Source organism: Gracilibacillus suaedae (genome assembly GCF_017599345.1).
GTDB classification, from domain to species: Bacteria; Bacillota; Bacilli; order Bacillales; family Amphibacillaceae; genus Gracilibacillus; species Gracilibacillus suaedae.
Genome location: NZ_JAGFVL010000039.1, coordinates 99,607 through 111,824 on the forward strand (window position 1 = coordinate 99,607; position 12,218 = coordinate 111,824).

The window sequence follows — 12,218 nt, forward strand, 5'->3', positions numbered from 1 at the left end:
GTCGCAAAAAATTAAGCAAGACAATATTGAAAACCTCTCTCTAACTCCTGATAATCGAGATTCTTCCCAATAAATACTATCTCACTTTGGCGCTTTTCATTATTCGCCCATTTAAAACCTTCTGTACCTGCAAATAGCATATGTACACCTTGGAAAACAACTCTTTTATCCAGTTGCTTTATATGGAGCACTCCTTTATAACGATATAAATGTTCTCCCTTAAACTGCACTAAATAGGCGAACCATTTATTCACTTTCTCTAAATCAAGTGGACGTTCTTCTCGAAAAACAAAAGAAGTGACTTGATCATTATGATGATGGTGATGTCTTTCGGCTAATAGGCTTGGATCCATTTTTAATACATTACCTAATTCAAAGGATTTTTTCCCTATTAAATCTTGGCTTTCTACATCTGCATATGTTGTGTAAATTCGTTTTGCATGTGGATTCATGTTAATCAGCTGTTGTTCCAGTTCTTGCTTGTCATCTTCTGTGATCAAATCGATTTTATTTAATAGCAGTACGTCAGCAAAAGCGATTTGTTGCCCTGGTTCTTCTTCTTTTAGATGTTGCCAGATATGCTTGGCATCGACCATCGTAATCACACTGTCTATTTCGAATGATTTTGCTGTTTGTTCATCCATTAAAAAAGTTTGAATAACCGGAGCTGGATTAGCCATCCCTGTTGTTTCAATGACAACACGATCTATTTTTTCTTGTTCCATCAAATTACTTAATATATGAATTAAATCTCCTCGTACATTACAACAAATACAACCACTGTTTATCTCAATAATTTCTTCCTTTGTTGAAACCACCAAGTGACTATCAATGGATGTGTCACCAAATTCATTAATAATGACAGCAACTTTCTGTTCTGGCATGTCCTTTAATAAGTTATTCAGCAATGTTGTTTTACCTGCACCTAAAAAACCAGTTAAAATGGTTACCGGAATCGTTTGTTCTTTTGACAACGGAATTTCCCTCCTCTTACTATGTACAAAGGATTTTTGTATCAAAAATAAGACAGGGACAAAATTTAGATGCCCCTGTTACTTATTTTAATTCTCTCAGTTAATAAAGCAGTGTGGTTCTGACAGGACGATTTGCCCCATGATAACCTCTCTTACCAACTAGATTTTTTCACGCCTGGTATTTGTCCTTTATGAGCATAATCTCTAAAGGCAATACGTGACATCTTAAATTTCCGCATGTAACCTCTTGGTCTTCCAGTAATTTCGCAACGACTTTTTAAGCGAGTTGGAGAAGAGTCTCGCGGCAATTTACGAAGTGCTTCATAATCACCCTTCTCTTTTAACTCTCTTCTCAAGGCTGCATATTGTTCAACCATTTTCTGGCGTTTTTTCTCTTTTGCTATTTTAGATTTTTTAGCCATCTGATCTTACCCCTTTCAATAATTAGAATTTATCCTTTATATCAAAACAATTATAAATCGTAATGATTACGCCTTTTATTGCATTATAGTACATTTCATTTTAAATGTAAATAGTAATGATTACGATTTATGTTTCGTATGACTTCCGCTAATCTTTCGCGAATTGATCATCTTAATCGGTAACAGAACATGGCGTGGTATACTACAAATCTTTCTGGTACTCGTTGAGATTTGTCTATTATACCGTTTTTTACGACAAATCTTTCTGGATTCCACAGAGGTTTGTTTATTATATCGTTTTTTATGACAAATCTTTCTGACCTTCAGTTAGATTTGTTTATTATCTCTTCTCCCTTCATACCTTTCAGAAAAACTAAACAAAAAACCGCTCAATAAAATGGATCTTCAGGCCAAACGAAGTGGGCGCTCTTCGTTTAATGCGAACGCTACAACATTTGTCAGATCAGGTAACTTTGATTATTATTCCTGTGAAGTGCAGATATGACATAGGAAATCACTAATAGGGGGTATAAAGCCGATATGCTTTTTCTGTTATTCGTTATAGAAGAAAAGTATAGCGAAGGCCAACCATTTTGACTCCTTTAGTGTTAGCATACTCTTGGAAAGCGAACGGTCAGCTGTAGCGGTTAAACTTGCACTAGCTAGCTTTCAAAATAGCAACTCTATCTGTATAGCTATTCTTGCTTCTTAAAATATATGTTTTGAATCACCTTTTCCTATGATACTTGCTTATAAAGGTTGTAATATCAATGGTTATATAGTTTCTTTACTTATTATTAAAAAACTGCATCTTAAAAAGTCTCTCTTTTTTAAGATGCAGCTCTATATTCATCATTATTCTCCTAGAAAAGCTTCTTCAAAAATTCCCGTTAAATAATCAAGTGTGATTGGGTCACTGTACGTAGACGCATCTTGGTCTATTTCTATTACCCGATCGTTCTGAACGGCCGGGATATTGTTCCAAGTATCACTTTCCATAAATTCATTATCCTCGGATGTTTTTTTACTAACGACGATAAAATCACCCGCGTATTCTGGTAGAGCTTCTAATGACAACGTATGATATCCTTCTTCTAATGCATCTTCACTTACTTTTTTAGGCATGTTTAGATCCATTGCTTGATATAAGATTTCTGTACCTCGTGCCCAATTATCACCGAATACATAGAAGTTTTTCGCATCTACTTCAAACACTGTTACTGTAACGTCTTCCCCATATTCCGCTTTGATCTCTTCACCAATTTTAGCTGTACGTTGTTCGAAATCATCAACCCATTCCTGAGCCTCTTCTTCTTTATTCAGTAACTTTCCAATTTCCACCTGCTGAGACAGGTAATCAAGTTTTCCCCAAGTATATATAACGGTAGGGGCAATTTTCTCTAGTTCTTCAAGGTTTTCCATGTGAGATCCAGCAATGATTAGATCTGGTTCTTGCGCCATAATAGTTTCTGGCTCATTTTCTGAAACAGTAGCTACATCTTCTAATTCATCTGCAAAAAGCGGATTGGATTTTGTCCATTGGTCAACACCGACTAACTTTCCATCTAGCGCATGTACATTAGGTGCGTTAGTCAAAGCAACGATCCGTTGTGGATCTGCTGGAATTTCTACTGGTCCAGTCTCTGAATCATATGTAACCGTATCTGAAGATTCTTCATCTGTTGTAGCTGATTCCGCCTGATCACTTGATTCACTACCACAAGCACTTATTACGAAAATACTAGAAATTAAAATAATCATAAAGAAAAAATGTTTCATTTTCATGTTTCATGTTCCTTTCTATAAAAAACTATTATTATTTACTTCACATATAGATATTCTTTATTTTTTTCTTTAAAGCGGTCATTGTGAGAAGACACAAGTGCTACTTTTTGTGCTTCGGGATCTAGGTAACGCTTCGCACCATTCACAGCATTTGCAGCATCTTGGAAAGCTCCGGCAATAAGGTGCAGCTTACCGTCATGTGAGAGAATATCTCCAGCACCATATAAACCTGGAACATTTGATTCTCCCAGCACATTGCCTTTAATAAAATAATTATCTTTCAAATCAATTTGCAGGCCACTTTCATTCATCAATTGATGGTTGCGATTATATCCATGATTTACAAGAACCGCATCTACTGATAGAATGTCCGTCTTTTTTGTTTGATTATGAAGTAATACCACTTCATTAATCTGATCGTCACCTTGTAGTGCGGTAATTTCTGTATGCGTCCGATACTCAACATTGTTTTTCGCTAATTTTGAAACGTCGGCCTCATGTCCCTTCAATTGGTCACCTCGATAGATTAATAGAACTTTCTTTGCTATCGGAGCTAATTCATTAGCCCAATCTACAGCAGATGGCCCTCCACCTGATATCAAAATGGTCTTATTTTTAAAATCTTTAAGGGACTGTACACTATAGAACAAGTTACTATCTTCGAAAGTTGACGCTTTGTCGACATCGAGTTTAATTGGATCAATTACCCCTCCCCCGACTGCCATGATCACGGTTTTAGAATAATGTTTCTTTTGTTGGTCGGTTTCTAATTCAAATATTTGAGAATCTAGTTTATTCATTTTTGTTATGGTCTGTTGGAGCTCAATTGTCGGATCAAAGGTAAGTCCTTGTTCTATCATTTGTTCAATCAGCTCTGAACCTGTTACAGGTGTCATCCCGCCGACATCCCAAATCATTTTCTGTGGATAAACATGGACTTTTCCTCCTAATCTATCCTGTGCTTCAATCACCTTCACCTTCATTTCACGTAATCCTGCATAAAAAGCGGCAAATAATCCAGCGGGTCCTCCACCAATGATCGTCACGTCATATAACTCTTTGTTATCTTCCATTATAAATAACACCTCTCTTTTTTAATCTTTCGTTTTTGCAAGCAAGTATAAGAAATATGGAGCACCGATTACGGCGACAATAATACCTGCTGGAATTTCGGATGGCTGCATCATCCATCGCCCTAAAGTATCCGCAACAAGCAGCAATAATCCACCAACCATTGCCGAAATCGGAATAATATATTCGTGTTTATCCCCAACTAACCGTCGCGTGAGATGGGGGGCTATTAAACCAACAAAACCGATACCACCACTTACTGAAACACAAGCTGCAGCGACAATAACTGCTAATATTAACAGGATCCGCCTCTCCCTTTCCATATGTGCACCTAAACCGATAGCTGTTTCATCGCCAAGCGTTAAGATATTAAGAACAGAAGATTTAGAATAGATGAATGGAAGAAATACAAGTAACCACGGCAATAACGCAAGGACAAATTTCCAATTGGAACCCCAGATGCTACCCGCTATCCATGTAGCTAAAAATTGATAGTTATCCGGATCAAGTCTTAAAGTCAAAACAATCATTAATGCATCAATCCCAGCCGCAATCGCGATACCGGTAAGCACAAGACGAATAGGAGAAATTCCTTCATGACGTTTATAGGACAAGATATAAATTAATAATGCTACTCCTCCAGCACCAATAAACGCGATCATCGGCATCGCAAATACCGGAGCGTCTGATACAGTTGCGAAAAATGAAATGAATAGCATAACCGCCAGTCCTGCTCCCGCATTAATCCCGATGATGCCAGGTTCTGCTAATGGATTGCGAACAACCCCTTGTAATACCGCCCCGGATACCGCCAAACCCATTCCTACTAAAATCGCGATAACCATACGTGGCAAGCGAAAATCAAATAAAATTAACGATTGCTGTTCTGTACCTTGACCGAATAGAGTCATGAGCGTTTCTTGAGGTGATAACCGGATATGACCAGTATTTAAACTAATAAAGAAACAGACACTGATCAGGATAAAAATGATCAAAGCAGTTAATTTTACTTGTCTTTCTTTTTTTAGTTGACTCTTCGTTTTCCATTGTTTGTTCGTCATACGTGTCCTCCCCCTTTTCTTGCGAGATACAAGAAGAAGGGCACACCTAAGAGTGCAATTAGTGCACCGATTGGTGTTTCATAAGGAGGGTTGATAATTCTTGCTGTTAAATCTGCCAACACAACAAGTAATGCTCCTAACATCGCCGAAGCAGGGATAATCCAGCGATAATCATGCCCTACTAAGCGACGAGCAAGGTGAGGTACAATTAATCCAACAAAGCTAACAGCCCCAACTACCGAAACGGCCGCTCCTGCTAAAATCAAGATGAGGACAGCACTTAATAACTTGACCCGACCCATTCTCTCACCAAGTCCAATTGCTACTTCTTCACCAAGACTTAAGATAGTAATCGATCGTGATAAAGCAATTGCTCCTATTAGAGCAAGACATAACCATGGTGTCACCACTTTCAATTGTCCCCAAGTTGTACCTGATACACCTCCGGCATACCAGAACGCTAAATCTTGACCAATTTCGAAATAAAGTGCTATACCTTCACTTAACGCTCCTAACAAAGCACTAACAGCTGCTCCTGCTAATACTAAACGAATTGGTGTCAACCCATTTTCTGATAAAGAGCCAACACCGTACACAATCCCTGCTCCTAATGCTGCTCCTAAAAAGGAGAATACTATGACGTAGGAATAGGGTAAGCCCGGAAAAAAAGCAAAACATAAAGCCAACATAAAAGCTGCTCCCGCATTTAATCCAAGCAAACCAGAGTCAGCTAAAGGATTTCGTGTCATCCCTTGCATCAATGCACCAGACACTGCAAAACAACTGCCAACGATTGCCGCTCCAATAACCCTAGGTATTCTCAGCTCCCAGATAATTTGATGATCCACTAAATCAGGATTGAAATGAAATATCGTCCCCCAAACTGTTTTGAAGTCGATATCTGCTGCTCCTAGCGATATCGACAGTGCTAGCGAAAAAATGAGTAACAACGTTCCAACAGTTAGGATCAATATTCCAACTGTCGGACGAGCCGTGTCTTTCACTTTTTTTAATTGTTCTTTTTCGTCCATTTGTTCCTTTGACCATTCCATCTATTGATAGTTCCTTTCTTTTATGCACAGATAAAGTGTGACTATCATCAGTTGGGGTTTATCCCCCCGCTGATCATTAGCGAAACTTGTCAGAATATTAGGTTATCCCTATTTATCATTGTGTTACTTAAGCGGGAGGCTTACAGAAGATTAGAACCATGGGAAATGACTCATACTATCTAACTTTGCACCCCACACTATGCTCACATAACTGATATGATAAACAGACCGGATTTGCACTGTACGGGCATGAAATTAATTCTGCATCAATCTGAAAAACTCTTCTTAAATAATCACAAGTCATGACTTCGTTTGGTGCTCCTTCCGTTACAATTGCTCCGTCGCGCATTGCAATCATATAATCAGAAAAACGTGATGCGTGATTTAAGTCATGGAGAACCATAATAATGGTTCGACCTTCCTCTTTGTTTAAACGTTGTAATAATAATAAAATGTCTAATTGATGAGCTAAATCTAAATAGGTAGTCGGTTCGTCAAGTACAAGAATATCGGTTCCTTGTGCCAATGCCATTGCAATCCACACTCTTTGTCTCTGACCTCCCGACAAAGCATTGGCGGGCTGGTCTCGCAAATCATTCAAACCTGTTACATCCAGAGCCCAATGAATATATTCATAATCTTGTTTAGATAATCTACCCATCCGCTTACGATGCGGAAAACGTCCATAAGACACCAATTCAAATACGGTTAGTCCGCTAGGTGCTTGTGCTGTTTGAGGTAAAATCGCCATACGTTTAGCAACCTCTTTAGTATCTAATGTATGGATCGCTTTGCCTTCAAGGAAAACAGCCCCCTCTTTTGCTTGCAACACACGTACAATGGTCTTTAACAATGTAGATTTACCACATCCATTAGGTCCGACAATAGTAGTGATCTTGTGTTTAGGCATAGAAACACTTAAATCTTTGATAATTAAGTCATTTGAGTAACCTACACTGATATTGTTGACATCTAAAGCATCCATGTTACATCTCCTCACTTTTCACTAGATTGAAAGAAATCCACCAGTAAATCTAATTGATATTCCAGTGCGATAACATCTTGAAAATAGAACGAGTCTAGGTCATATTCATAGACCTTTCCTTCTTTAACAGCAGGTAATTCCGTCCATAGTTTGCTAGATTGGACCTCTGCTTTTCTGTCTAATCCCTGCTCTCGCACACCCATCAAAATATAATCTGCTTCACCTAAATACTCTGGTATTGTTTCTTGGGAAATACTTGCCCACCCCTCAGCTTCTGTTACTTCTTCTACATTCTGCGGTTGTTTTAATTCTAATTGGTTATATAAAATTTCTCCTCCGCGTCCGTATGTTTTACCGAATAAGTATAAATCTTTATCCGTAACTTCAATAATCGCTACCTTCGTGTCTTGATCTAAAATCTTTGAAAGTTGTTCTTTCTTCTCCTTCACTTTTTCCTGGAACTGTTCTAATCGTTGTTCGGCTTCTTGCTCTTTATTTAATATGTTGCTGATTTCAAGTAGGCGTTCTTCATAATCAAGCGTTCCGTATGGAAGTAAAACCGTTGGAGCGATTTTAGACAATTGTTCGTATGAATCTTCTGCATATGTAATAATCAAATCTGGATTTAAACTTGTAATTTTTTCTAACGAAATTGCTGTATCCTCTCCGACACTCTCAACCCCATCTAACTGATCCTGATAATAAGGTGCATCCAAGACCATTGTTTCCGATACTCCTACAGGTTTAACTCCTGCAGCTAATACATCGCCAACATAATCTCTGACAGCAACAACTACTCTTGAAGGTTCGAGTGGTATCTCCACGTTTCCTTTTTCACTTTCGTAATATCTGACACTTTCATCCTTGCTATCTTCTTCATTGATAGCTGAATCTGCTTCATTCGAGTTACAGGCGCTTAGCAAAACAACAAGCAACAGGCACAAGATTACGAGACTATTATTATTCCGTTTATACACTACTTCTCCTCCAAACTCGATTCGACCAATATTGATAATCATTATCAATTAAAGAGTATATACTAATCCCTTAATTTTTACAACCCTTGACTATATTTAGCTATAAGAAAAACTGAGCAAAAACCACTCGAAAAAGTGGATCTTCAGGCTAAACAATTCCCACAGGAGTGGAAGTGGGCGGCCTACGCTTTATCCATGTTCTACAACATTTGTCAGACTAGACAACTTGAGTTATTATCCCTGTGAAAGTGCATGGTATGGCATAGGAAATCACTAATAGGGGTTATAAAACCAATATGCTTTTTCTGTTATTCGTTGTAGAGCAAAAGTATAGCGAAGGCCGAGCGTTTCGACTCCTTTAGCGTTAGCATGATCTGAGGGTCCGCTTTTGCAGAAGTGAACTTCTCCTGTAAAAGTTAGCTAAAAGAGCATGCCCCTTGAAAAGCGAAGGGTCAGCCGCAGCGGTTGAATGACAACTCCTTTCATACTGGATAGCTATTCTTGCTTCTTAAAATATATGTTCTGAATCGCCTTTTCCTATCATACTTTCTGTACTTATAAGAAAGTGCAGAGTGCACGATTAGAAACGTATTTATATGCTTTCTCTATAAAACTATGAAAGCGAGCTGAATATTTATTCAGCTCGCTTGACCTTAACTTATTCAAAGTAATGGATTAATCCATTTGTAATTCCTTGTGCTATATCGTTCTGATAACTTGCTGTTTGTACGACAGACAGATCATGAGGATTTGATATAAAGCCTAACTCAAGTAAAACAGAAGGAGCTGATGTATTCCTAAGCACTTTGAAATTCGCTTGTCTTACTCCTCGGTCATGAAGGTCAACTTGAGATATCATGGCTGACTGTATAGAATCACCCAAGTGCTTATCAGCCTTATCAGCAAAATATGTAGCAATCCCATTTGCTGATATATGCAAGGATGCGTCATAATGAAGGCTAATATAAGCATCCGTATAATAGCTATTACTAATTCGGACACGATCATCTAAATAAACATAATAATCTCCTGACCTAGTGACAATGACATTGGCACCGGCATCTCGCAAGTGATCAATAACTTTTGTGGATGTCGGTAACACAACGTCTTTTTCTTGTACTCCATTGAATCCTATTGCGCCGGGATCTGTGCCACCATGTCCTGGGTCTACCACAATATTATATCCTTCTAAACTTTTGGAGTTTGAGGGAACCGTGTTGTTATTTGATGAGGCTTGCGATGTCTGAACTGTTTGTGTTACTTGTTCCGTTAACCAAGAAGCTATCCAGCCTGTCTCTGACCCATTTAACCTAACTTGATACCAATCATCTGTCTCATCCGTCACTTCAAAACTATCTCCAGATACTGCCGAGCCTATCGATTCATAGTTAGTACCTGGTCCACTACGGACAAAAATACTTTCGGATTTAATCGTAACATTTTTTGGTGTGTTACTTGCTTCGGTAGAAACTTCTGTACTAGAAGACGCCTGTTGAATAAGATGATGTTTAGCTACCCATACTTCTTCACCATCAAAGTAAGTTTGAACCCATCCGTATTTTTCCTGAAAAACTACTAGCTCGTCCCCTTTCATGAGTTGCGCCACTATTTCACCATTAGAAGAAGGCGCACTTCGAACGTTGAGAATCGATGAACTAACTTCATAGGATTCTGAACTACTAGCCATAACTGGTTGTAATAAAAAGCATGAGAGAATAGATAACGAAAAAATAAATACGAGTCGAGAAATTAGCCTATGATTCATTGAAATCCTCCTTTTTTCCCCTATAGGTAAGTTACTAAAAATCCCTCTTATTCATATGGTAGATTACCCTAAATCATATACTTCTATGCTTATCTAGCAAAAATAGATTATATTTACCTAGCAAATTCGAGGTGAAGGAGGATAATTTTACTAGTTCATTAAAAAATAATATTGCAAATAGATTGCTAGTCCCGTTATAATAATCGAGCCAAATTTATTCTACAAACTGATCTCCTATTTCGAAAAACATGGATCAAAATACGCTTTTCGACTATTCTATTTTGAGATTTGCTGATAGATACTTTTTATGCCCCCAAAATGCATTCCTTCATGATAAAGACAAAAGCTCAAACATTCTTTCACTTTATTAATCTCTAGCCCTGTCGAAGTGGTATACACTTCCTTAATGGATTCCTCTATTCTTTCTGTCGATAGTGATTCTACTTTTATTCGTTGTTCATTTAACAAAAATAGTAACTCTTCTTTCCCTGGGGCTTCTATAGACCAATCTCTAGGAGATGTCCCCGGCTTAAATAATTCAGGAAAATCAGTCGGTATATTTGTTTCTTCACCAGTAAGTTGAAAAGCAAATATTTCTGTGACGAGATAAATATGTCCCAAGTTCCACCTAATATTATTATTCATTGCTACAGGTATAACATCCAGGTACCTTTCATTGATATCTTTCACATAATTCAATGTACTGTTACGCACAAATTTAATCTGGTCAACAAGGTAATGACTCATTTACGGTCAATCCTTTCTTATGATTATTTATTTTTACTTACTTAAACTGTTACTTTACTGCTGACAGGGACAGGTTGTTCCTTAATCAATGTTGTAAGAATGACACCAAACACTAATAGAACGGCCCCTGACCAAAATGCAGTTTCATAATTTCCTGTCATTGTTCGAAGATAACCACCTAGAAATACACCTAGTGCTGCAAATACTTGATGGATAAACCAACTAAATCCCAGTATGCTTCCCATTGCGTTTTTCCCGAATCTATCACCAATGATTCCTGTTACAAGTGGAATAATCGGCATGGAAGAGACACCATACACGACAGCAAATACATATAGTTGCCAAATACCTGGTGATAATGCGAGCCATAAAAAAGCAAGTAATCTGACAACGTATAAAAAAACGAGTAAATTCTTTTTTCCTATTTTCCGTGTGAATTGTCCCGTCATCCACATAGAACATGCACTTGCTAAAGCAGCGATTCCCAGTAATTTTCCTCCCAGTGATTCTCCACCTCCTAAATCAACTGCAAAGCTTGGTATATGCATCGTTACTAAGTACAAAGTAAAACCGCATGTAGCAAATCCTAAAGTAGCTATCCAAAAATCGCTACTTTTTAAAGCTTCCATCAATGAAACACTTCTCGCTTCTGTATATAAAGAGGTTGAATCTCCATCCGGCAGCTGATTATCATCTGACGGATTATTCTTTACTACAATACATATGATTGGAACCACGATAACGAGCATGATAAACCCTAGCACGACAAATGCAGTTTGAAAACTTGTACTAGCGATTAAAAATCCGGTAAGCGGAAGCAGTATAAGTTGACCGATATTCATTCCCATCGAGCTTCTTGAAAGCATTTTAGCTCGCTTCTTAACATACCACCTAGATATTAATACAGAATTAGCCATGGAACCACAGCCTGCAAAACCTATGGCTGTAAATACACCATAATAAAGAAAGAATTGCCATAGTTGTGTGATCGTTGCTGAAAGAATAAAAGCAATACCCATTAACGCTGCACTACCTGTAATAACTGATTTGGGTCCAAATTTGTCGATCAACTTCCCCATAATTGGTTGAAAAACTCCCCAAATGATCATATTAAGGGACACAGCTAAGCTTAAAATCGCCAAATCCCAACCATATGCATCATTTAATGGAGCAAAAAATTGTCCTGCTGTTAAATTTAACCCAAATGCTCCCATTAATGTAATAAAGGATACTGCAACCATTTTTGTACCTGAAAAAGCATTGGTCATATAATCCCCTCCTTTAATTAACCCTTTAAAATGATATTAACTGGTTAATAATATAATTCATTATAATTAACCTGTCAAGTGTGATAAAATAGGTTAAAAAATAATAAAGGG

11 protein-coding genes are annotated in these 12,218 nt (G+C 37.7%); all 11 read right to left on the bottom strand.

What is annotated here, in order from left to right; genetic code table 11:
* Positions 1-11: 11 nt before the first annotated feature.
* Positions 12-974: a CobW family GTP-binding protein gene (locus J5J03_RS11370; RefSeq protein WP_208589634.1), complete on the bottom strand. Its 963-nt coding sequence runs from the start codon at positions 972-974 to the stop codon at positions 12-14.
* Between the two features lie 152 nt (positions 975-1,126).
* Entirely contained in the window at positions 1,127-1,396 is a 270-nt protein-coding gene (gene rpsN, locus J5J03_RS11375) for a 30S ribosomal protein S14 (protein WP_208589637.1), read from the bottom strand.
* 855 nt (positions 1,397-2,251) lie between these two features.
* On the bottom strand, positions 2,252-3,175 hold the full coding sequence (locus tag J5J03_RS11380; RefSeq protein WP_208589722.1) for an iron-hydroxamate ABC transporter substrate-binding protein: 924 nt from the start codon (positions 3,173-3,175) through the stop codon (positions 2,252-2,254).
* A 41-nt stretch (positions 3,176-3,216) separates the two neighbouring features.
* Complete coding sequence (locus J5J03_RS11385; protein ID WP_208589639.1) at positions 3,217-4,254, bottom strand: NAD(P)/FAD-dependent oxidoreductase; 1,038 nt, start codon at positions 4,252-4,254, stop codon at positions 3,217-3,219.
* 21 nt (positions 4,255-4,275) lie between these two features.
* A complete protein-coding gene (locus J5J03_RS11390) occupies positions 4,276-5,313 on the bottom strand; it encodes a FecCD family ABC transporter permease (protein WP_208589641.1) in 1,038 nt (345 codons plus the stop codon).
* Positions 5,310-6,344, bottom strand: a complete 1,035-nt coding sequence (locus J5J03_RS11395) for a FecCD family ABC transporter permease (RefSeq protein ID WP_231710711.1) — start codon at positions 6,342-6,344, stop codon at positions 5,310-5,312. Before J5J03_RS11395 ends, J5J03_RS11390 begins: the two co-directional genes overlap by 4 nt.
* Before the next feature lie 196 nt (positions 6,345-6,540).
* Positions 6,541-7,350: an ABC transporter ATP-binding protein gene (locus J5J03_RS11400; RefSeq protein ID WP_208589643.1), complete on the bottom strand. Its 810-nt coding sequence runs from the start codon at positions 7,348-7,350 to the stop codon at positions 6,541-6,543.
* An 11-nt stretch (positions 7,351-7,361) separates the two neighbouring features.
* Positions 7,362-8,327, bottom strand: a complete 966-nt coding sequence (locus J5J03_RS11405) for an ABC transporter substrate-binding protein (RefSeq protein WP_208589644.1) — start codon at positions 8,325-8,327, stop codon at positions 7,362-7,364.
* Between the two features lie 658 nt (positions 8,328-8,985).
* Positions 8,986-10,092: an N-acetylmuramoyl-L-alanine amidase gene (locus tag J5J03_RS11410; RefSeq protein ID WP_208589645.1), complete on the bottom strand. Its 1,107-nt coding sequence runs from the start codon at positions 10,090-10,092 to the stop codon at positions 8,986-8,988.
* 276 nt (positions 10,093-10,368) lie between these two features.
* Positions 10,369-10,839, bottom strand: a complete 471-nt coding sequence (locus J5J03_RS11415) for a DinB family protein (protein ID WP_208589646.1) — start codon at positions 10,837-10,839, stop codon at positions 10,369-10,371.
* Positions 10,840-10,880: 41 nt separating this feature from the next.
* Positions 10,881-12,107, bottom strand: coding sequence for an MFS transporter (locus J5J03_RS11420; protein ID WP_208589648.1), 1,227 nt, complete (start codon positions 12,105-12,107; stop codon positions 10,881-10,883).
* Positions 12,108-12,218: the final 111 nt, after the last annotated feature.